Genomic DNA, 22664 nt, shown 5'->3' with positions numbered 1-22664 from the left:
AAAGATATGGTTTGAAATACTTTAAACTCAAACTTAAATTTCTATTTTTAAAAGAAAATTGAACCTTTTAGTTTTTTTTACGTCTATGTAGTGTAATTGATAATGAAAATTTTGAATAATATAACTGATAAAGAATTGGTTTTATCCTATAAACAAGGAAACCAAAAAGCATTTACAACTTTGGTTAAAAAATGGCACGTAGATTTTTGTAAGCTTGCTTTTTGGTATGTTAAAGATAGAGATATAGCTAAAGATGTTGCTCAAGAGAGTTGGCAGGTTATTTTACATAAATTAGATAAACTTGAAAAACCAGAACGATTTAAAAGTTGGGCAATTAGTATTGTAAATAGAAAAGCAATTGATTGGTTACGGACTAATAAAAGAGTATTAAATAAACATCAGAAATATTATAAAGAGCATATGAATGATGTTGTTTTAAACGAAGTTAATGAAGAAGATGAAGTGAAAAACAATTTACTAAAAGCAATTCAGAAATTATCGATAGAACAACAGATGGTTGTTAAATTATTTTATACACAATCGTATTCACTTAAAGAAATAAGTGAGTTTTTAAATATTTCGGTAGGAACAGCAAAGTCAAGATTATTTCATGCAAGAGAAAAATTAAAAAAAATAATTAAAAAATAAAATTATGGATAAACCAGAAGACATTGACAAATTAATAAAAGAAACTTTAACTCAAGAAGAAGCAAAATTTTATGAGGAATTAGATGAGCAGAATGTTTTTCAAATGATTAGCGGACTGTTTCAGGGAAAGAATAAATGGATTATGATATTGATGAATTTCATGACTTTAATTTTTTTCGGACTTTTTATTTATTGTATGATTCAGTTTTTTGAATCTGAGGCTACAAAAGATTTAATACAATGGGGAGTTGGAACTTTAATTTTTTTACTAGGAGTTAGTATGCTAAAAATATTTGCTTGGATGCAAATGGATAAAAATGCATTGTTACGAGAAATTAAAAGATTAGAATTGCAAGTTTCTTCATTGTCGGGAAAAATATCTGAGTAAGATTTTATCAAGCCCTGAATATTTAGTAAATTGCAGGACTTTTTAGGGATGATTTCTTTCCCACGCTGAATTTTCGAAGCTTCTTCGAAAGGATAAAGGTAGAACAGGAATAGTTATTTTACTCGCTAAGCGAGATTTAATTATTAATGTTTGCATGATAAAAAATGTCAAACGATGCTTTGTTTTAATCAAGGCATAAACCTTAACTTATTTTATAATGGCTGTTTTAGACCAATTAACTTCGCAGCAAGCGATCGAATTAGAAAACAAATACGGAGCACACAATTATCATCCACTACCAGTAGTACTGAGTAGAGGTGAAGGTGTATACGTATGGGATGTAGAAGGTAAAAAGTATTATGACTTTTTATCGGCTTACTCTGCAGTAAACCAAGGACATTGTCATCCAAGAATAGTTGGTGCAATGGTAAACCAAGCACAAACATTAACCTTAACTTCTCGTGCATTTTATAATGACATGTTAGGAAGATATGAAAAGTTTGCTACTGAACTTTTTGGTTTCGACAAGTTATTACCAATGAATACAGGTGCAGAAGCTGTTGAAACGGCTTTGAAACTATGTAGAAAATGGGCATATGAAGTAAAAGGAATCAATGAAAATGATGCACAAATTATAGTTTGTGAAAATAATTTTCACGGACGTACTACAACAATCATTTCTTTTTCAAATGACCCTGTAGCTCGTAAGAATTTCGGTCCTTATACTGATGGATTTATAAAAATTGAATATAACAACTTAAAAGCTTTAGAAGAAGCTTTAGAAAGTGATAAAAATATTGCTGGTTTCTTAGTAGAACCTATTCAAGGTGAAGCAGGAGTATATGTTCCTTCTGAAGGATATTTAGCGGCAGCAAAAGCATTGTGTGCAAAGCATAATGTGTTATTTATTGCTGATGAAGTTCAAACAGGAATTGCTCGTACAGGAAAAATGTTAGCGGTAGACCACGAAAATGTAAACCCTGATATTTTAATCTTAGGAAAAGCACTAAGTGGAGGAGCGTATCCCGTTTCTGGTGTATTAGCAAATGATAACATTATGAATGTTATTAAGCCAGGTAACCACGGTTCTACTTTTGGTGGAAACCCAGTTGCCGCGGCAGTAGCTATAGCGGCTTTAGAAGTTGTACAAGAAGAAGGTTTAGCTGAAAATGCTGAGCGTTTAGGTAAGATTTTTAGAGCAGAATTAGCAGAGTTTGCAAATCAAACAGATTTAGTAAAATCAGTAAGAGGTAAAGGCTTGTTAAATGCTGTATTAATTAACGATACTGAAGAAAGCTCAACTGCTTGGGATATTTGTATGAAATTACGTGATAATGGATTATTAGCAAAACCAACACATGGTAACATTATTCGTTTTGCACCACCATTAGTAATGAATGAAGAGCAATTAATGGATTGTATTTCTATTATTAAGAAAACAATTTCTGAGTTTTAATATATCTTTTAATAAAATAAAAAAGCAGCACTAAAATTTTAGTGTTGCTTTTTTTGTTTGAGGAATTACCTCTTTTTATTTATCTTTTAAAAGTTTTTTTACTAAAGCTTTTAATTCTTTAATTTCTTTAGTTTGAGCTTCTAGGTTTTTGATTTTGTTTGCTTGAGTTTTTAACTGCTTTTCTTGAGCAATGGTATATAAAGTTAACTCCTCTATTTTTTGAAGTAGTTTAGCATCCATTTCACCTAAAAAGAAACCGTCTTTTTTAACTTCCTTAGCACTAGGTATATCTTTTAAATGCCCCTTTTCTTTTATGTGATTTTCAACTTCTGAAAGTGTTGGTAAATTGTAGTTGTTATCAAAAACAAAGTCTGCCCAGTTAGGAAAAGCTAAAACTTTTATTTCTCTTGCTCCAATAGAACCTTCGACAGCTAATTTATGAGGCCCTGTGGTTAATGTTCCTATACCAACATTACCTTCTTGTAAAAGATTTAATATGTCTTTACCCGTTGCATTTCTAAAAGATAAAGATGAATTGGAGTCTTCATGCCCTATTATTCTCCATTGTTCTACAGAATTGGTTTTAAAGGATTGCCAAGTATATTTCCAGCCTACTTGTGCTCCTGTAAAATCTAAAGAAAGTGTTCTGTTTTTTGAAGATTTAATATCTAGAGGACTTTGAGGATTAAGAGTCCCTATACCTACTTTATCCATAAAATTAACTTGAGATTTATAAGTTACATAGTCTCTAGTTTCATTGTTTGCAACTATAGTTGGTGCGGTAATAGTAATTAAATTTTTATCAAAATTTACTACAGAAATTCCTGTAATATTAACAGTTAATCCATTACCAGTAGATACTAAATGATAGATAGGGACTTTTAAATGATTGTTAGTATCTAAAAAAGCTTCACCTAGTTTCCATTGACTAGAAACCAAACCAAAAGAAGAAGGTACTTCACTTGTAGATCTGTATAATAAATTGCCAATATTTTTACCTATTTCATATCGTTTGGTGTATTTTCCAACATTGTTTTGATAGTTCCAGCCTCCAGTTAGTGTGATTTCTACATATCCCCAAAATTTAATGTCTCCAAAATCGATATAAGAAACTTGATTGGCTATACCATTTGGGAAAGAAGGAGCTTTTTTAGTAATATTAAATTGATTCTCTTGGGCGAATGAAATTGATGCAAATCCTATTATAGCTAGGATAGCAATTTTAAATTTGATTTTCATAGTAGTTTAATTTTTGTGTAAATATAATAAATGCAATTTTGTGTGAATATTATTTTAATTCACCATTTCATGAACATGTAAATGCTTTTTTAAGACTCCAGAAGGGGTGTTTTTAGTTTCATCAAAGATTCGGGTGTCACCAAATAAAATAAAACTTTCTTTAGCTCTAGAAACTGCTACGTTTAACATGTTAGGCTTGTTGTCTTTTTCAAAAAACATGGTTCCTTCATCTTCATTAGAATATACAGAACTAAATAATATAATATTACGTTCAGCTCCTTGTAAAGCATGTACCGTACCTAATTTAATATCGTTTACTTTATAACCAGCATCAGTTAAAGCTTTGGAAAGTTCTCCTTTTTGGCTAGCAAAAGGTGTAATAATTCCTAATTGACTTTCAATGGTGTCTACTCCATATGCTTCTTGAATGGTTTCTTTATTTTGTTGTAACCATGTTATAATAGCGTTTACCTCTTTTATATTGCAGCGACTATTGTATTTGCGTTCACTAACACCTTCTATATGATAGGCAACCATAGGCGGGAAGGCTTGTGTTTCTTTAGCCTTTCCTTTCATTGGTTTTAAAATACCATTATAAGCTAATTCATTACAAAAATTAATAATTTCATCATTACATCTACGGTGTTCTAATAAAACCAATCCTTGTTCTTTTTCTTCTGCTAAAGGGGTTTCGTATTCACATGCATTTTGTGCCATTCTCATAATACTTCCACTTGAAGCTAAAAAACCAATGTTATTTAAATATGAAGTATCATTTTCATTCTCAAGCATGTTGAGGTTAGACAAATTACCAACATCAATCCTTTCTGGGATGGACCAGATAGGTTCAATTTGTTTTAAATCTCCAACAACAAATGCCTTTTTAGCTAAAGAAAACATAGGAATACTAACCTCTGGTGTTACTTGTCCTGCTTCATCAATAATTAATAAATCTAAAAAGTTATATAAAGGCAGGTATTCGAAAACAGGTTTTCCATATTCATTTTCTCCTTGAAATTGACTGAATAAAAAATGAGTAGGTGCCATGTAAAAAGTAGCAACAAAACAAGGCGTTAGCATAGCTCTGCGTTTCCATTTCGCTTTTACAGGGTATTCACCTGTTCCTCTTTCTGTTTCATTTTCTAAAGCATCTTGTGTTTCTAATAACCAACGTGCTTCCCAGTAATGTGTAGCTAAAAGAAATGCTTTATGGCGTAAGTTTACATCTAATTCATCATAATAAAAACGATTATTTTTATTGTCTGAATTTAATTTTTCATATTCATTGTCCCACATTTGTGTTTCCTTGGTAGAAGGGAAACCAGTAATGTTATTTTCAAATTTCCAGTTTTTTAATTTTAAGTGGGATTGTAAAATTAAATTAAGATTAACAATACTTTGTTTTATAAAAGAAACTGTTTTTTGATGATTTTCAAAAGTGTCTTTTGTAATCTTAAAAATACATTCTTCAGTATTAGATAAATCAGAATCTATTTTAAAATATTGCTGAATTTTGGTTTTAAAATCTGGTTCTTTTGATGCATTTTTTAAATTGGTAATAATAGTTCTCCATTCTTTAAGTTTCCCAATTTTAAAATCGTCTTTATTTATAAAGTCTTCTTCATGTAAAAGTATATTGTTAATATTCTCTATTGAAGTTATATAGTTTTCTGAAAATTCAACTCCATCTATTAAAATATCTTCTATGGCAATTATTTCATCTTGTAAATGATTGCAAGCATCTTCAAGAGAGTTTGAGGATACATTAAAGTAATTACAATAATTAGTTAAGAAATAATAAGCAGCTTCTTGTACATAATCTTCATTTTCTAAATTACATAAAGTACCTTCATGTTTAAATAAATTCCCTTTTAAGAAATTAATTCCTTTTAGCGTTTTTTCGCTTTTAGAATTAGAAGGTAGGTAAGTAGCATACCCATTAAAATCTGGAATCCATCGTTCAGATAAACCTTCCATTGTACTCTTAGAATTAATAAAACTATCAATAATATTGGTAACAGCTTGGTTATTATTAGAGCAAGCTACAATAATAGGAGCGTCTTCTCCTTTAATAGCCGCTTTAACAAATTCGGTAGCAACTAAACTTTGTAATAAAGTAGTTTTTCCTGTTCCTGGAGGCCCGTTTACTGCAGTAACAGCATTTTCTTCGGCAACTAAATAGGATAATAATGTTTTGCGTTGACTAATTGATAAAGGAAATTCATTAGACATTTGACCTAAATGTAAATGATTATAGTTTAAAAAACTTTTATCAGTAATAGCTTCTCTTCTTTCTCTAACGTATGGGCTAATTATTTTTGAAAGCGCTGGAAGTTCTTCTTCATCTTTTAATAAGTTTTCATATAAAAAAAGAATACTTTTTGCTGTTGCAATTTTTGAGCTGACAGCAAAATAAGTAAGTTGATGTATAGTATTGTACCCCTCAGTTTTATAACTATATAAATTATTATGTGTTACCTCTAAAAAAACATCGTTTATATAATCCCAATATTCATCCCATTGTACAGGTTCGTCTTCATATTCAGGAACTGGAGCTTCTATGTCTTTAGCGTCTAAAATGGAGTCTATTGATGAAAAAATAAAATCATTTTTTACATCTGCCATTGGAGTTAAATAGTTCCGAACAATTAAAGGAAACAGTTCTTTTGGAGCTGATAATTGCCCTGAACGATTCGCTACTACAGTTATCCAAAAAGGATGAATAGTACGGTTTTTAAATTTTGGATTGTCTGTTTGATAAGTTAAATGAAAAGGAGCAACAAGAATTCTAGTCTCTTCAACATTATGCCATTTAGGGTTGTCTTTTTTTGTTATTCCTTTTAATCTATTAATTCTTCGTTCTTCAACATCTAATAATTCATTTATTTGCTTAGAATTAATCAAGGCATTGCTTAAATCGGAAGTGTTTTGATGAAAAAGATTTTTGATTTTAGCAATATCTATTGCTAAGTTTTCACTATCAAATAAACTATTTTTATAGTATTGTAACCAATTTTTTTCGTCTACCATGTTTGTTCCTTATGTCAGAAATTTGTGTTTTTTAAATAAGGGGGAGGCGAAAATAAAAGATTAAAATTGTTAATTCTGCTTTTTTAATAGCTTTTTATTAACTAAAAAAAAGGAGCGTTTTTAGTCGTTTAATTTCCAGTGAAATAAAATATGCGGTAAATAGAAAATAACAAAACGAGTACTATAAAAAAAGCGACCTAATTAGGTCGCTTTTTTTTATTATCTATTTTTTAATTCATTCATTCTTTCCATTAGTACATCTGGATCACTTAAAGCATCCCATCCGATTAGAGATAAAATCCAAATAATATAAGCGATAAAAACAACATTAAGAATAATACCTACTATACCTAAAATTTTACCAGCACTAGCGTTTTTTACACCTTCATACTCATCTGGGTGTTGATTATTAAGTTTAACAGCTTTGTTACCTAAAATAAAAGCAACAATACCAAGAGGTAATCCAATTATTCCATAGCAACAACAAGTTACTATAGAACAAATTCCTAATACTAATGCAGTTGTAGAATTAGGTAATTTCATTTTTTCCATAGTTTTATATAATTTTTAGATTAATTGATTCATTTTTATAACATAACTTATTACAATAATAAGAATATTTGTTACAGCTAAAATACTGATTATTTTTTGAGCATATTTAACTTTATAAAAGAAGTTAAGAATAATAACAATAGCTAAAAGAAGTAACGTGTATATAGCAGGATACATTTTAAAAGCTTCTACAAATTCACCTCTAAAAATTAAAGATAAAGCACGTTGAATACCACAACCTAAACAATCAATTCCAAAGAATTTTTTGTTTAAACATGGCAACATATAATCATCAAGCTGTACAAGCATTTCTTTATTATTTAAACATATCCATACCAGGAATATTTGGCATTCCAGCCTTGGCAGCAACAGCTAATTCTTGTTCATTAATCTCTCCGGCTCTTTTTAGTGCTTTGTTTAAAGTTAAAATTAAATAATCTTCTAATTCTTCTTTGTCTTCTAAAATAGATTCATCTATAGAAATTGCTCTTATTTCTCTATTAGCAGTAACTGTAACTTTTATAGTTCCGTTGGCAGCAGATTCATCAATCAAAACAGTATTTAAACGTTTTTTAGTTTCTTCAACTTTTTGTTGAGCGTTTTTTAATTTGCCCATCATACCAGAAATATCTCCAAACATCAATCTTTGTATTTATTATTTATATACTAGCAAAAATAGTATTTTCACAAAGAATTTAATGAACTTAAATAAAAATGAAAAAAAATATGTTCCCCGCTATCTCATTTAGTCTTATTTTTGCTTCCTGCAAAAAACAAGAAATGAAGAAAGATATAAAAGCTCCAGTAGCTGATAAGCAACCAACTACCTTAGAGAAACACGGAGACGTACGTACCGACGATTACTTTTGGATGCGTTTAACAGACGAGCAAAAAAATGCTGAAGTTAAAGATGAACAAACTCAAAAAGTATATGATTACTTAAGAGCTGAGAACACATATTACGACGAAATAACTAAAGATACTAAAGAGTTTCAAGAAGAGTTATTTAAAGAGATGAAAGGTCGTATTAAGGAAGATGATGAGTCTGTGCCTTATGAAAAAAGTGGGTATTTTTATATTACACGATATGAAAAAGGACAACAATACCCTATTTATAGTCGTAAGAAAAGTAATTTAGAAGCAGCAGAAGAAATAATGTTCAATGTGAATGATGAAGCAGAAGGACATGAGTATTTTCAATTAGGAGGTTTAAGTATATCGCCAGATAATAAATTAACAACCTTTGCAACAGATACGGTAAGCCGTCGTCAGTATTTTATAAAGATTAAAAATTTAGAGACGGGAGAAATTTATCCAGATAAGATTGATAATACTACAGGTGGATCTGTTTGGGCTAACGATAATAAAACAATATTCTATACAAAGAAAGATCCAAAAACATTACGTAGTTCACAAATATACAAGCATGTTTTAGGAACAGATTCTGCTAAAGATGAATTGGTTTTTGAAGAAAAAGATGAAACATTTGGAACTTTTGTAACCAAAACAAAATCGAAAAAATACTTAGTAATAGGTTCGTACAATACAGTGTCAACAGAATATCAAGTATTAGAAGCAGATAATCCTAATGGAGAATTTAGAATGGTTCAACCACGTGAGCGTGATTTAGAATATGATATAGCACATTACGGAGACCATTTTTATATTAAAACGAATAAAGATGGAGCAACCAACTTTAAGTTGATGAAAACTCCAGAAGATAAAACTACGAAAGAGAATTGGGTTGATGTTATTCCACATAGAGAAGATACATTATTCGAAGATTTCTCAATCTTTAAAGACTATTTAGTTTTAGAAGAAAGAAATAACGGATTAAATAAAATTAGAATTAAGCGTTGGGATGGAGTAGAAGATTATTACTTACCGTTTGATGAAGAAACATATTCAGCAGGAGTGTACGCAAATCCAGAGTTTGATACAGATGTAATTCGTTACTCATACAATTCTATGACCACTCCAAGTTCGGTTATTGATTTCAATATGAAAGATAAATCAAAAGAAATCAAAAAAGAACAAGAAGTATTAGGCGGAAAGTTTGATAAGAATAATTACGTAAGCAAACGTATTTGGGTACCAGCACGCGATGGAAAAAAGGTAGCATTATCAATAGTACATCATAAAGAAACTAAGATTGATAAAAATACTCCAGTATTACAATATGCATATGGTTCTTATGGGTACACAATTTCTGATGGATTTTCAACAACTCGTTTAAGTTTATTAGATAGAGGTTTTGTATATGCGTTAGCGCATATTAGAGGAAGCCAATATTTAGGAAGAGAATGGTATGAAGACGGAAAAATGTTAAACAAGAAAAATACATTTACCGATTTTATCGATTGTTCTAAATACTTAATAGATAACGGATATACTTCACCAGAACATTTATATGCAATGGGAGGATCTGCAGGAGGTTTATTAATGGGAGCAATAGTAAACATGAACCCAGAATTGTACAATGGAATTATTTCGGCAGTACCATTTGTAGATGTAATTTCAACCATGTTAGATGATAGTATTCCATTAACTACAGGTGAATATGACGAATGGGGGAATCCTAATGATAAAGAATATTACGATTATATTAAATCATACTCTCCATACGATCAAGTAGTAGCAAAAGCATATCCAAATATGTTAATTACTACAGGTTTACACGATAGTCAAGTACAATATTGGGAACCTGCAAAGTGGATAGCTAAGCTTAGAGATGTAAAAACAGATGATAAGATGTTGTTTTTACATACCAATATGGAAGCTGGACATGGTGGAGCATCAGGAAGGTTCGATGCTTTAAAAGAAACAGCAGAAGAATATACATTCTTTTTAATGTTAGAAGATAAGTTGAAAAAATAATTATATTTTTGCGCTCGATTGAGTGTAAGCGTCATTGCGAGAGCAACGAAGGAAACAGTCTCAACAAAAGATTACTTCGTTATTCATCCTCGTAATGACGTTTTTTTTATAAAATAAAATGGACAGAAATCAACAAATAGCCGATAATATACTAGCATTAGTAGGGCAAACACCATTAATTAAATTACATCGAATTATAAAAGGCTTGCCTGGTAAATTTTACGCGAAAGTAGAAGCTTTTAATCCAGGGCAATCCGCTAAGGATAGAATAGCTTTACATATTGTTGAAAATGCTGAGAAGAAAGGAATATTAAAGCCAGGTGATACTATTGTAGAAACTACTTCAGGGAATACAGGTTTTAGTTTGGCTATGATAGCCATGGTAAAAGGTTATAAGTGTATTTTGGCTGTAAGTGATAAATCATCTCAGAACAAAATAGATGTTTTAAAAACTATGGGAGCAGAGGTACATATATGTCCCGCAAATGTAGCAGCAGATGATCCTCGTTCATATTATGAAAGAGCAAAAACAATTCATAAAGAAACACCAAATTCAATCTATATCAATCAATATTTTAATGAATTGAATATAGAAGCACATTACCATACTACAGGGCCAGAAATTTGGGAACAAACAGAAGGAAAAGTAACACATTTAGTGGTAGCTAGTGGAACAGGAGGAACTATTTCTGGATCAGGGCGTTATTTAAAAGAGCAAAATCCAAATATCCAAATTTTAGGAGTTGATGCGATAGGATCGGTTATTAAAAAGTACCATGAGACTCGAGAGTTTGATTCTAAAGAAATTTCACCATATAAAATAGAAGGATTAGGTAAAAACCTAATTCCATCTGCAACCGATTTCGATGTAGTTGATGTCTACGAAAAAGTTTCAGATAAAGAAGCAGCATTAAAATCGAGAGAGCTGGTTAAAACTGAAGGGCTATTTTGTGGTTATACTTCAGGAGCAGTAATGCAAGCAACGGAACAATATGCAGCCAAAGGTGCGTTTGATGAAAATAGTGTGGTTGTGGTAATTTTACCAGATCATGGTATAAGATACATGGACAAAATTTATTCTGACGCTTGGATGCAAGAACAAGGTTTCTTAAATTAACAGTTTAAGAAACTATCTTAGTGAGCAAAGAATCTATAGATAACATACCGGAATCTTATACAACAAGCACGGAACTTCCTGAGCTTTTTGTGTATGACCTTAAAATGAATGAAGACGCTATTAAAACCAAGGTAAATCTAAACATGCATATGTTTAGTTTTTTACAAAAAGGTAAAAAACATGTTCATTTTGCTGAAGGCGCATTTTTAGTAGACAATTCTCAATCAATTTTAATAAAAAAAGGAAATTGCCTTTGGAGTGAATTGTTGGATGCAGAAGAAACATACTATTGTAAGCTTTTGTTCTTTTCAGAAGAAAAATTAAAAGAATTTTTTAAAAAGCATGGGAATGCCAAAGAAAGAGAAGTAAGGTCTAACTCTTGTTACCTTATTGAAAACGATGCTTATATAGATTCGTATTTGAACTCTTTAAATACGATTAAAAATGCCACCTCAATAGTAGTAGAAAACTTACTGTCTTTAAAATTTGACGAGTTGTTATTATACTTAATTAGTAAGTATGGACAATCATTTGAAGATTATTTATTTTCATTAATATCAGAAGAAGTATCTCCGTTAAAAAAGACGATAGAAAAAAACTTATATACATCGCTAACTTTAGATGAGGTTGCTTTTTTATGCAATATGAGTCTTTCAACCTTTAAAAGACATTTTATTAAAGAATATAATGAATCTCCTGGGAAATGGTTTAGAAGTAAACGATTGAACAAAGCGAAAGAACTTTTAGAGAATGGAGAAATGACTCCCTCTGACGTATATTTAGATTTGGGGTATAACAATCTATCAAACTTTAGTAGTGCTTTTAAAAATCAGTTTGGAATAAATCCATCAGAAATTTAATTTGACCTTTTTTCATAACAAGATGAACCTATCTTGTAACACTTAAGCTTTAAAGCTAGTGTAATTTTGCATCAGAAATATAAAAGATAAGATGATGAATATAACATTAGAACAAGCGGAGAAAATTATTGTAGCAGCAAAAGAAAAGTCTGTAGCAATAGATACAAAAATGAACATAGCAGTTGTTGACGCAGGAGCAAACTTAGTGGCTTTCTCACGTATGGATGGTGCATGGTTAGGATCTTTAGACATATCAATAAAAAAAGCAAAAACATCTCGTTTTTTTGATATGAATACTGGAGTAATAGGAGAGTTATCTCAGCCAGGAGCGCCATTATTTAATATAGAAAACTCTAATAACGGTTTAATTACTTTTCCAGGAGGGGTACCTGTAAAAGATGCTAATGGAACCATTATAGGGGCAGTTGGAGTAAGTGGTAGTTCGGTTGAAAACGATCATACAGTAGCAGAAGCAGGAGCTAACGCGATTTAAAAGAGTAAGGGATAAAAGAAAAGAGGGTAGCCAAGGCTATCCTTTTTTTATTGAATACTAATAAGTGATTATGAAAAAATATTTAGCAGAATTTATAGGAACTTTTGTGTTAGTCTTTTGCGGAACAGGGGCGGTAATTGTAAACTCATTGTCTAATGGAAGCTTAGGGTTGTTAGGAATTTCAGCTGCTTTTGGAATTGTTATAACAGGAATGATTTATGTTTTTGGATCTATTTCTGGAGCGCATATAAATCCAGCGGTTACCATTGCTTTGGCAGTTGGTAAGTTAATGCCTAAGAGAGAGGTGATATATTATGTGATTGCTCAAACTCTTGGTGCTTTTTTAGCTAGTGTTTTATTATATTTTATTTTTCCTACAACAGAAACCTTAGGAGAAACATTGCCAAGGGGAGGGGTATTTTCTTCATTTGTATTAGAGGTAGTACTAACATTTTTTTTAATGCTAATAATTTTAGGAATGACTAGTCAAAAAGAACACAGTCATTTGGCAGGAATTGTTATAGGTGTTTTTGTAACAGGAATTATTTTAATTGCTGGCCCAATTTCAGGAGGTTCTTTTAATCCTGCGCGTAGTTTAGCGCCAGCAATACTTTCAGGGAATATAGATGCTTTATGGATATATATTGTCGCTCCAACATTAGGAAGTGTTTTAGCTATGTTATTATGGAAGTTTATAAGTGGTAAAGGGTAGTTTTTGTTTTAGATTTTAATAAATAAATTTGTATAAATAATTAGTTACAGATAGTATTAGGTGTTTTTTTAGTTACAAGTCTGATTATTATCAAAACTAAACTTATTAGTCCGAATAGAGGAATTAATAAAAAAGTGATATCACTATGCATGTCCCAAGGCTTTAGCTCATATTTTTCATCTCTAATGAGTTCTATTTTTTTACTAATAATTTTGTTCTTTTCCTTTGTTTCTAATTCAAAGATAAGTTTGTATCTATTGTTTGGATTTACAACTTTAAACAAATGGTCAAATGCATAATATGGGTTTGATTCTGGCGATAAAAATTTTAGAGTGTCAGGAATGTTTTTGAAATTATTATAAGTAGGATTATCCCAATTTTTCATTCCACTATAGGGTTTGATCCAAATTAGTTGTTTGTCATCCAGTTTGATTTTCAATTTTTTAATATTAAAGCTGGTTTGAATGTGGTGAAAATTTAAATGTACTTTTAAGTTATTCTCTGAGTCACGAGCTACATATGATATACACTTAAATTCGCCATCGAATAACTCTATTAGTTTACTGCCTGTTTCAGAATTTAAATAGGACTCTGTTTTTTTAAGGTGGGTAACAGTTATAAAAATAGTTAGCCCTAAGAATATTATGATTAATATATTTAGTATTTTCATTATGTAAAGTGAAATTTCATGCTTGTACGTTGGGCTTTATTTTTCGTTCAGCTTGTTTATGGTATCTAAAAGCCAATCTTCATTTACTTTTTTTGATTTTTTATTTTCGAGAACTTTCTTTTCTAAGAAAGGAATAAACTCATTGTCATTAAGTAATTCGATAGATTCTAAAATAGGAGAACCATTTTCGTCAATGTTTTCAAGTTCTTTTTTTAAAACTTCTTTTATTTGTTTATCTTTTCTTTGAGCTAGGCCTAAAATAGCTTCGAATTTAGTTTCATTGTTTTTGTCTGAAACTCTATTCCATAAAGCAGTTCTTATTTTCTCGTTATCTGTTTCAATTTGACTTCCGATTCCAAAAGTAGACCAATCTCTAATGTGAGGATCTTTATCATTTGATAATTTTATTAATGTATCTATTGCACTATTTTTTTCAATTGTAAGAAGAGAAAAAATTAAACTGTGTTTTATATATACACTTTTATGGTTTTGAAAAGAACAAAGAAGTTCAACTTGTTTATTTGTTAGCTTTTCGTTGTTGTGTCCAATACCATATAATATTGAGTTTATAACATTTTTGTTCGTTTCGGATTTTAATAAATCAAAGAACAATGTTATTATTTCTTTTTTATGAAGTCTTGGAAAACCAAATTGAGATAACACATCTGTACCTATCATTCTTTCCTTAGCAGATTCAGATTTAGTTAATAAAACACTTCTTTTAAAAATTTCATTAGTTTTTCGTTTTCGTAATTCACCCACATAATTCCAATAGTTTTTCTTAGACTTATTTGTTAATAGTCTTACAAATATCTTTTCGGATGTATAATTCGTTAATTTATTCACAGATATTTTTTTAATGAATGGTTTTGTATGGAGTATATCTTAAAAGGAGTGTGTTAGATCTTTCCTCTTGTTGTTTATAGTCGTTTCAATATTCTTTATTTGAACGTTTTTTATATACGTTGTTGTAAAACGTTTTTTAATTTTGTTATATGATTATCAATTTTATTTTCAGATTGATAAGGCGATTCAGATGTAAAGTAAGAGTAAGCCAAATCATTTATTAATTCATATGCTTTTTTATAATATTCATCAGAGTATTTTTTCGGAAAGTTTTTATGTTTTGTCCAACTTTTTATAAAGTCAGATATATACCAAATTCCAGATGCAATATCTCTCGATAAATTTTCATCTCCTTTTGTTTGTTTACATTCGTTATTTAATTCAGACAGTAGGTTTATAAACGAATTATGATTCCAATTAAAATCAGTTCTTAATTCGAGTAAGAAAGAGCCATTTTCCGCATTTAATTCGTCTATTAATTTCATTCTAATTGTTTTCAGAATCTTTGTCCAATTTATAAGTTACAGAAATAACCTTTCCATTTTTTCGTTCCACTTGGTCAGCATTTTCAGAAACAATGTCCAAAAATTCCTGATTAAATGGATTAGGTTGAGAATATAGAAAACCCCAAGCAGATGAATTAAAGACCATATCTTTTGCTTTTCCGAAATCGATATTTAGCTTTTTTACAATTATTTTCATTGTTATAATCGGATTAGAACCAACTTTTTTTAAATCCGATATAAACTTGTCAATTTCAGATTCAGATGAAGATTCGGTTAGGTTCCTTTCAATTATTTTTTCAATTTCTTTATTGTGTTCGAGCATTTTCTCAAATGTTTTACAACGTTCTCGGCTATGAGTAGTTGCGTGATTTAGCACTTAACTTCAAAAGTAGGCGAGAACCAGCAATTACTTATAGCCATTGTTGTGTAACGTATTTTTTGTTTTCATTTAGTGACATTGTAAATTAAATTCAATTCTCTCTGATTTTTCATCATAGAAGACATAAATTAATCCAATATCTCCCCACATTATTCCAGCATTATCTTCAGAATCAATCTGGAATAAAAGTTTCATTGGATTTCCTTTGCTATCTCTTGGCGTTGATTCTCCTTGAACCCATTTTGGATAACCACCAAGTTGACTTTGATAGTCTTGTTCTCCAATTAACTTTGTTATAATTTGGTCGTAACTATCCCAAGGTTCATCTTCATTTAATACACACGATAATTTAGACGCATCATTTCCAAACAAATCAATTCCTTCCCAATCAGGTAATGTTTGAGTCGGTTTATATTCTATTTTGCAAAATTTTGATTTTTCTATTTCTACTGGTTTAGCAATAAATTCAGCTTTTCCTTTATCAACTTGTTTATATGTTTTTACTAACCAACCATTATCGTTAGTATCCCACGGAAATTCCTCCCAATCATAGAAGAATTGTACTAACTCTATGCTTTTAGGTAACTCCAATTCAAGTGAGTTGAAAACTTGAAAAATGAAGTCCAAATGTTTTCCGTTTTTACCTCTTGGCCATTCCTCACCTTTTTCGAAGTAAGGATTTCCACCAAAATGAGATTCTAATTGAGAATTTTCAGGTGGTCTTGATGCAGGTTGAATTTCGAGTTTGGTTGTTTGTCTTATTAATGGTTTAACCAAATTTTCTAAATCTGAAATGGATTTTAAATTCAATTCATTTAGTTCTTTTCGATATTTGTCAAAGTGCAATTCAGTTTTAGATTTGTCTTTTTTACCATTAAATATTTTTTTCCAAAAGCTCATTCTTTACGTTCAGTTTTTGTATGGTACACAACTTATTTATATGCGGAACTTTATTCATTGTATATACCTAATTAGGTCGGCTATGCAGAACTTTTAGGATTTAAAAGTAATATTATTTATTACTGATAAAACTAAAATTCTTAGATAAATAAAATATAAAGGAATAAAATCCGTGCAATTTTTTAAAACAAATATAAGTAAAATATGTAGTGTAATTATGTCTATTAGTTAATGTACACTTTTAGGGATAAAAGCATTAATATTTTATAAACTTGATGTGTAAATAGCTTCTATGTGAAAAGTTTTTATAAGTATTAAATGCTAATAGAATAAATAGTCAAAGTTTTGGCAAACATGAAATGCTAGTAAATTCTTTTATAAAAGTTTTTATTAACACAGAATGTCAATGTTTTCTTTCTTAAAGTTTTTAAAAACATATTGTGTTGATGTTTTTGTTTATAGACAAGAAGCTATTTAATTGTGTTTTAAGTATTATTTTTTATCTTTAGGTTAGTTATAAAGATAGTTGCTATACTTCCTTACATACATTTTTATAAATTTAAAAACATTGAATTATGGTTAGCCCGTATTTGAATCGTTATCGTAATGCAGCGTATTTGCAATACATGAAAGATGTTGTAAAATTGGTAAATAAAGAAGATGTAAATACTTTATTGTTAAAACAGCCTAGAGATAGGTTGTTTGCTTTAATTGAAGAAATTGATAATGCTTACTCGCAAGCAAAAGGAAGTGCTTTAACTAAAAATATGAAGGTTTATAATGAGTATAGAGATAAAGCTTTTATTGGTATAAAAAGAGTAGTAAGTGGTTATAGCTATCATTACGATAGAGAGATTTCTACCTCTGGACAAGAGATTTTAAGAATTATGCAGATTTATGGTAGCCAAGTGATTCGTAAAAGTTACCAAGAAAAATCGGTTATTATCAATAGTTTTTTAGATGAACTTATAAATAATTCTAAATTATCTGAAGCTGTAGCAGTATTAAAATTAGAAGGATGGATTGAGAATTTAAGAAAGGTTAATAACAATTTTATACAAAAGTATTTGAAAAGAGTAGAGGAGTCTGCAGCAAATAATAATTCTGTTAGCGTTACCGATTTGCGAGCAGGAGTAAGTAAAGTCTATAGAAAGTTGTTAAATCACCTTGAAGCTCATAATACACTAAGTGATAATAAAGCTTATGGAAAAATAATTACAGAGATCAATGAGCTTACCAGTCAATATAATTCTGTGGTAAATGCTAGAGCAAGTAAGGTTTCTGATGCTGAATATGTAAAAGAAAGTGAAATTTCTAATTTAGAAATTCCTTTAACTGAAGAAGAGTAAAAGAACCTTTAAACTAATAGTATAAGGTATATATTAACATGATTAAATTATTTGTAGATTAAATACTTCTTTCTAATATTTTTAAATTCATTAAGTCCTTTTATCCAAGAGTTTTTAATTTCTTTTCCAGAAATACCTTGTTCTATTTGTTGTTGTAGTTTTTCAGTACCAGCATGAATGGTAAAAGTTTTTCCAAAAAAAGTTTCTTTTTTAGGTGTTTGTTTATAAGCGTCAATCAGCCATTCTAGATTAATTGCACTAAGATACTCGACTTCTCTAAGATCTTTTCCATAGCACAATTTGTTTTTATATTTAGGGTATTTAGCACCTTCGTTAGACTTTGGAGTGTAGCTAAATGATGATTGCTTAAAAAACGGAGCACCATAAATTTGAAATTGAATATTGGTTCCTCTACCAGCATTAATTGTAGTTCCTTCAAAAAAACCTAAGCTAGGATATAAGTTAATCGATTTATCGTTAGGTAAATTAGGAGAAGGTTTTATAGGCAAGCTATATTGGTAATCATGTGTGTAGTTTTCTAAAGGAATAACAGTTAAATCGCATTGAATTCCATTTTTTAACCATTTTTCACCATTAATCATTTGTCCATATTCACCAATAGTCATTCCGTATACAACAGGAACAGGGTGTTTTCCAACAAAACTACTATGTTTAGTTTCTAAAATAGGCCCATCTATATAATGCCCATTAGGGTTTGGTCTGTCTAAAAGTATTACAGGAATATCAGCTTCAGCGCAGGCTTCCATTACATGATGCAATGTTGAAATATAGGTGTAAAAACGAACTCCAACATCTTGGATGTCAAAAACAACAGCATCAACTCCTTTTAATTGTTCTTGCGATGGCTTTTTACTTTTTCCATGTAACGAAAGAATTGGTAATCCGGTTTTGATATCAGTCTCATCGTTAACATGTGCAGCAGCATCTTCTTTACCGCGAAAACCATGTTCAGGAGAAAATACTTTTTTAACGTTAATTCCATTGTAATCATTTAGGTAATCAACTAAATGAAACTGTACTAATTTTGCACCCATTACATTAGGAGCTACTTCAGCTCGTTGCAAAACCTCCAAAACTGATGTTTGATTGGCAACAATAGCAATATTCTTTCCTTTTAATTTAGATAAGTATAAATTAATCCTATCTGCACCAGTTTTTAATTGTTGAATCTCTTTTACAGTTTTCTTTACAGTTGATTTTTGCTGTTGTGCACAAGATGTAAATTGAAAATTAATAAAAACAAAGAATATAAAAAGGTGGTTAAAAGTACTTTTCATTTAGGTATAAATTTAAAAAGTTAAAGTTACTACTTAAAAGTCTTTTCGTAAGAAAAACAACGGGTAATTTAAACTATGAGTTTCTCTAACAATTTTAAAGCCAAACTTTTTATAAAGCTTCAAATTTTCTTTAGAGGTAGTTTCTATAATACAAGGAAGTTTATTGTTTTTAAAATGTAAAATTACTTCTTTAATTAATCGAACACCAATGCCTTTATTTTGATATTCCTTGGAAACACCCATAATAATAGGATGAATATGGGGAGTGGTTATAGAATGTTTATTTAACTCACGTTCTCTTTTGAGTACTTTTAAAACATTATTGAAGCCAATAGTTTTAATAATTAATAAAAGTTTCCAATAGCAGTTTTTTAAAGTTACTTTTTGTAAATGAGGATAATTTATAAGAAGACAGGCTTTCTTGTTGTTAGTAATAAAAACATCCCCAAATTCAAAAGAAGTTAAAAATAAATATTCCATTAAAAAACGAAGACGTTTATTTCTTTTAGCATCTTGTTTAACAACAAAACTTATAGAGTTGTCTATTTCAATAGTAGCAAAAGCCTTGTATAAAATATCAGTAACTAATTCTTTGTCGGTAAAAGAAGCTTTAATCATGTTTAATAATATTATTTAAATAAGAATTAATTACTTTTGAATTTACTTAAAAATTACAACTTTTGAATTTCGAATTATTTATTGCTAAACGAATTATTGCAGGTAAAGAGCATAAAAGTAGTATATCATCGCCAATAATTAAAATAGCAACTATTGCCATTACTTTAGGAATCGCTATTATGTTAATAGCGGTGTCAATAGCTTCAGGTTTTCAAAAGAAAATTAAGGATAAAATGACTGGGTTTAAAGGTCATATTCAAATAGTAAATTACGATAATAATAATTCAGATATATCAACAATTCCTATTGATAAGAATCAAGATTTTTACCCAAAGTTTAAAAACATAGAAGGAATTAAAAACGTACAGGTTTTTGCAAATGTTGGGGGAATAATAAGAACTTCAACCGATTTTGAAGGTATTGTATTCAAAGGGGTGTCGTCTGATTATGACTTTTCTTTTTTTAAAGAATATTTAAAAGAGGGGAGGTTACCTAATTTTACTCAAAGTAGAAATAAAGAAATATTAATATCAGAATCAATAGCCAATAGATTGAATTTTAAATTAAATGATACTATTGAAACTTTATTTAGCTCTGAAAAAAGTAAGTTAAAGCATAAAAGACGTAAGCCTGTAATTGTAGGTATATATAATACAGGGTTGGAACAGTTTGATAAATCTATGTTGATAGGTGACATTAGAGAGGTGCAGAGAATTAACAGTTGGGCTGATAATCAAATAGGAGGTTTTGAAGTTTTAATAGATGACTTTGATAAATTGAAAGAAAAAGGAGATGAAGTTTATAGTAATGTAGGAGTAACTTTAAATAGTAGCACTATTGTAGATAGTAATCCACTAATTTTTGATTGGATTAAACTTTTTGATAATAATGTTCGATTCATTATCGGAATCATGATTCTAATTGCGGGAATAAATATGATAACCGCTTTATTGGTTTTAATATTAGAACGTGTAAAAATGATTGGAATTTTAAAAGCATTAGGAAGTGTTAATTGGAGTATAAGAAAAATATTTTTGTACAATGCTTTCTATTTAATATTGAAAGGGCTTTTCTGGGGAAATATAATAGGGATATCATTGTTGTTTATTCAAAAATATTTTAAGCCTATAAGCTTGGATCCTGAAACTTATCATGTGTCTTCAGTACCTGTAGAAATTAGTTTTTGGGCAATCTTATTATTAAATATAGGAACACTAATATTATGTTTTTTTATGTTAATAATTCCTTCATATATAGTTACAAAAATACACCCTTCAAAATCCATTCGATTTGCATAAATTTGCAGCATAATTATAGAAGATGAAATACGCAAAAAATATATTAGAGACTATAGGTAATACACCTTTAGTTCAATTAAATTCAGTAACAAAAGAGATTGATGCTTTAGTGTTAGCTAAGGTAGAAACGTTTAACCCAGGGAATTCTATAAAAGATAGAATGGCGTTAAAAATGATTGAAGATGCAGAAGCAGATGGTCGTTTAAAACCAGGGGGTACTATTATAGAGGGAACTTCAGGAAACACTGGAATGGGATTAGCTTTAGCTGCAATTATAAAAGGATACAAATGTATTTTTGTAATTTCAGACAAGCAATCAAAAGAAAAAATGGATATTTTACGTGCAGTAGGAGCTGAGGTAATTGTATGTCCAACAAATGTAGAGCCAGACGATCCACGTTCATATTATTCAGTATCAAAAAGATTAGGAGAAGAAACTCCAAATTCTTGGTATGTGAATCAATATGATAATCCATCAAATGCAATGGCGCATTATGAGCAAACAGGACCAGAGATTTGGGAACAAACAGAAGGTAAAATAACTCATTTTGTAGTTGGAGTAGGAACTGGAGGAACAATTTCAGGAACAGCAAAATATTTAAAAGAGAAAAATCCAAATATTAAAATTTGGGGAATAGATACTTATGGATCTGTATTTAAAAAATACCATGAAACAGGTGTCTTTGATGAAAATGAGATATACCCATATATCACAGAAGGAATTGGGGAAGATATTTTACCAAAGAATGTAGATTTCTCTTTAATAGACGGGTTTACGAAAGTAACAGATAAAGATGCAGCTGTTTACACTAGAAAAATAGCGAAAGAAGAAGGTATTTTTGTTGGAAACTCTGCAGGTTCGGCTATAAAAGGATTATTACAGTTAAAAGACGAGTTTAAGAAGGAAGATGTAATTGTTGTTTTATTTCATGATCACGGTAGTAGATATGTAGGTAAAATGTTTAATGACGATTGGATGCGTGATAGAGGTTTCTTGGAAGAAGAAGTAACAACAGCAGAAGATTTAATTAAATCACATATAGATAAGCCACTTATAACAGTGCAAACAGAAGAATTGGTTTCACATGCAATTGAAAGAATGCGTGATTTTAAAATTTCACAAATTCCTGTAAGAGATGCTAATGGTTTTGTAGGTTCTGTAGATGAGTCAGCGTTGTTACGTAGTTACTTAGAAGATAAAAACATAGCAGATAAGCCAATTAAAGAAGTTATGGGAGCTAAGTATGCTGAGGTTAAATTAAATGCATCTATAGATGAAGTATCTAAGTTAATTTCTAAAGAAAATCAAGCAGTATTAGTAGCGCTAGAAAATGGTAAGCACCATATTATTACTAAATATGATGTTATAAGTGCTATAGGTTAATACTTATAAAAGTACAATAAAAAAAGCCTGCATATTATGCAGGC

General features: G+C 29.8%; 23 protein-coding genes. 11 read left to right on the top strand and 12 right to left on the bottom strand.

Annotated elements, in window-relative coordinates:
- The first annotated feature begins 102 nt into the window (after positions 1-102).
- The 3 genes from Q0881_RS08290 (at position 103) to rocD (ending at position 2492) form a co-directional block, all read left to right on the top strand.
- Positions 103-648, top strand: coding sequence for an RNA polymerase sigma factor (locus Q0881_RS08290; RefSeq protein ID WP_299158830.1), 546 nt, complete (start codon positions 103-105; stop codon positions 646-648).
- A 4-nt stretch (positions 649-652) separates the two neighbouring features.
- A complete protein-coding gene (locus Q0881_RS08285; RefSeq protein ID WP_299158828.1) occupies positions 653-1036 on the top strand; it encodes a DUF6768 family protein in 384 nt (127 codons plus the stop codon).
- 217 nt (positions 1037-1253) lie between these two features.
- The gene (rocD, locus tag Q0881_RS08280; RefSeq protein WP_299158825.1) at positions 1254-2492 is read left to right on the top strand and encodes an ornithine--oxo-acid transaminase; all 1239 of its coding nucleotides are present in this window, start codon (positions 1254-1256) and stop codon (positions 2490-2492) included.
- A gap of 75 nt (positions 2493-2567) precedes the next feature.
- On the opposite strand, the gene Q0881_RS08275 is transcribed toward rocD, so the two are convergent.
- The 5 genes from Q0881_RS08275 to Q0881_RS08255 all read right to left on the bottom strand — a co-directional run bounded on the left by Q0881_RS08275 (position 2568) and on the right by Q0881_RS08255 (position 7953).
- Entirely contained in the window at positions 2568-3731 is a 1164-nt protein-coding gene (locus Q0881_RS08275) for a tail fiber protein (RefSeq protein WP_299158823.1), read from the bottom strand.
- A 54-nt stretch (positions 3732-3785) separates the two neighbouring features.
- On the bottom strand, positions 3786-6761 hold the full coding sequence (locus Q0881_RS08270) for a DEAD/DEAH box helicase (protein WP_299158821.1): 2976 nt from the start codon (positions 6759-6761) through the stop codon (positions 3786-3788).
- A 219-nt stretch (positions 6762-6980) separates the two neighbouring features.
- Positions 6981-7313: a CCC motif membrane protein gene (locus tag Q0881_RS08265; protein ID WP_299158819.1), complete on the bottom strand. Its 333-nt coding sequence runs from the start codon at positions 7311-7313 to the stop codon at positions 6981-6983.
- A 15-nt stretch (positions 7314-7328) separates the two neighbouring features.
- Positions 7329-7622 (bottom strand): DUF2752 domain-containing protein, encoded by a 294-nt coding sequence (locus tag Q0881_RS08260; RefSeq protein ID WP_299158817.1) that lies wholly within the window; start codon positions 7620-7622, stop codon positions 7329-7331.
- A gap of 7 nt (positions 7623-7629) precedes the next feature.
- The gene (locus Q0881_RS08255; protein ID WP_299158815.1) at positions 7630-7953 is read right to left on the bottom strand and encodes a YbaB/EbfC family nucleoid-associated protein; all 324 of its coding nucleotides are present in this window, start codon (positions 7951-7953) and stop codon (positions 7630-7632) included.
- Between the two features lie 140 nt (positions 7954-8093).
- Here Q0881_RS08255 and Q0881_RS08250 point away from each other — a divergent pair, with 140 nt between their 5' ends.
- From Q0881_RS08250 to Q0881_RS08230, 5 genes are all read left to right on the top strand, one after another.
- Complete coding sequence (locus tag Q0881_RS08250) at positions 8094-10190, top strand: S9 family peptidase (protein ID WP_299158813.1); 2097 nt, start codon at positions 8094-8096, stop codon at positions 10188-10190.
- A gap of 118 nt (positions 10191-10308) precedes the next feature.
- Complete coding sequence (locus tag Q0881_RS08245; protein ID WP_299158810.1) at positions 10309-11307, top strand: pyridoxal-phosphate dependent enzyme; 999 nt, start codon at positions 10309-10311, stop codon at positions 11305-11307.
- Between the two features lie 20 nt (positions 11308-11327).
- Entirely contained in the window at positions 11328-12167 is an 840-nt protein-coding gene (locus Q0881_RS08240; RefSeq protein ID WP_299158808.1) for an AraC family transcriptional regulator, read from the top strand.
- Between the two features lie 94 nt (positions 12168-12261).
- Positions 12262-12660, top strand: coding sequence for a heme-binding protein (locus tag Q0881_RS08235; RefSeq protein ID WP_299158939.1), 399 nt, complete (start codon positions 12262-12264; stop codon positions 12658-12660).
- A 70-nt stretch (positions 12661-12730) separates the two neighbouring features.
- Complete coding sequence (locus tag Q0881_RS08230) at positions 12731-13372, top strand: MIP family channel protein (protein WP_299158805.1); 642 nt, start codon at positions 12731-12733, stop codon at positions 13370-13372.
- A gap of 40 nt (positions 13373-13412) precedes the next feature.
- Here the strand turns inward: Q0881_RS08230 and Q0881_RS08225 are convergent, their stop codons facing one another.
- From Q0881_RS08225 to Q0881_RS08205, 5 genes are all read right to left on the bottom strand, one after another.
- Complete coding sequence (locus Q0881_RS08225) at positions 13413-14042, bottom strand: hypothetical protein (RefSeq protein ID WP_299158802.1); 630 nt, start codon at positions 14040-14042, stop codon at positions 13413-13415.
- Positions 14043-14078: 36 nt separating this feature from the next.
- Positions 14079-14888 carry a hypothetical protein gene (locus tag Q0881_RS08220; RefSeq protein ID WP_299158800.1) on the bottom strand — a complete coding sequence of 270 codons (810 nt, stop codon included), beginning with the start codon at positions 14886-14888 and terminating at the stop codon, positions 14079-14081.
- A gap of 110 nt (positions 14889-14998) precedes the next feature.
- Positions 14999-15373 carry an Imm41 family immunity protein gene (locus Q0881_RS08215; protein ID WP_299158797.1) on the bottom strand — a complete coding sequence of 125 codons (375 nt, stop codon included), beginning with the start codon at positions 15371-15373 and terminating at the stop codon, positions 14999-15001.
- Position 15374: 1 nt separating this feature from the next.
- Positions 15375-15716: a hypothetical protein gene (locus Q0881_RS08210; protein ID WP_299158795.1), complete on the bottom strand. Its 342-nt coding sequence runs from the start codon at positions 15714-15716 to the stop codon at positions 15375-15377.
- Between the two features lie 126 nt (positions 15717-15842).
- Complete coding sequence (locus Q0881_RS08205) at positions 15843-16673, bottom strand: DUF1963 domain-containing protein (RefSeq protein ID WP_299158793.1); 831 nt, start codon at positions 16671-16673, stop codon at positions 15843-15845.
- Positions 16674-17248: 575 nt separating this feature from the next.
- Here Q0881_RS08205 and Q0881_RS08200 point away from each other — a divergent pair.
- Entirely contained in the window at positions 17249-18022 is a 774-nt protein-coding gene (locus Q0881_RS08200) for a DUF6261 family protein (protein ID WP_299158791.1), read from the top strand.
- 47 nt (positions 18023-18069) lie between these two features.
- Here Q0881_RS08200 and Q0881_RS08195 read toward each other — a convergent pair whose 3' ends face one another.
- Complete coding sequence (locus Q0881_RS08195) at positions 18070-19320, bottom strand: DUF1343 domain-containing protein (protein WP_299158789.1); 1251 nt, start codon at positions 19318-19320, stop codon at positions 18070-18072.
- A 33-nt stretch (positions 19321-19353) separates the two neighbouring features.
- On the bottom strand, positions 19354-19938 hold the full coding sequence (locus tag Q0881_RS08190; protein WP_299158786.1) for a GNAT family N-acetyltransferase: 585 nt from the start codon (positions 19936-19938) through the stop codon (positions 19354-19356).
- 62 nt (positions 19939-20000) lie between these two features.
- Between Q0881_RS08190 and Q0881_RS08185 the strand changes: the two genes are divergently transcribed.
- Both Q0881_RS08185 and Q0881_RS08180 read left to right on the top strand, forming a co-directional pair.
- Positions 20001-21236 carry an FtsX-like permease family protein gene (locus Q0881_RS08185; RefSeq protein WP_299158784.1) on the top strand — a complete coding sequence of 412 codons (1236 nt, stop codon included), beginning with the start codon at positions 20001-20003 and terminating at the stop codon, positions 21234-21236.
- Positions 21237-21258: 22 nt separating this feature from the next.
- A complete protein-coding gene (locus tag Q0881_RS08180) occupies positions 21259-22620 on the top strand; it encodes a pyridoxal-phosphate dependent enzyme (RefSeq protein WP_299158782.1) in 1362 nt (453 codons plus the stop codon).
- Positions 22621-22664 lie beyond the last annotated feature (44 nt).

It is taken from the genome of uncultured Tenacibaculum sp., assembly GCF_947494125.1.
GTDB lineage: Bacteria > Bacteroidota > Bacteroidia > Flavobacteriales > Flavobacteriaceae > Polaribacter.
This window is presented reverse-complemented; position numbering and strand designations above follow the sequence as displayed.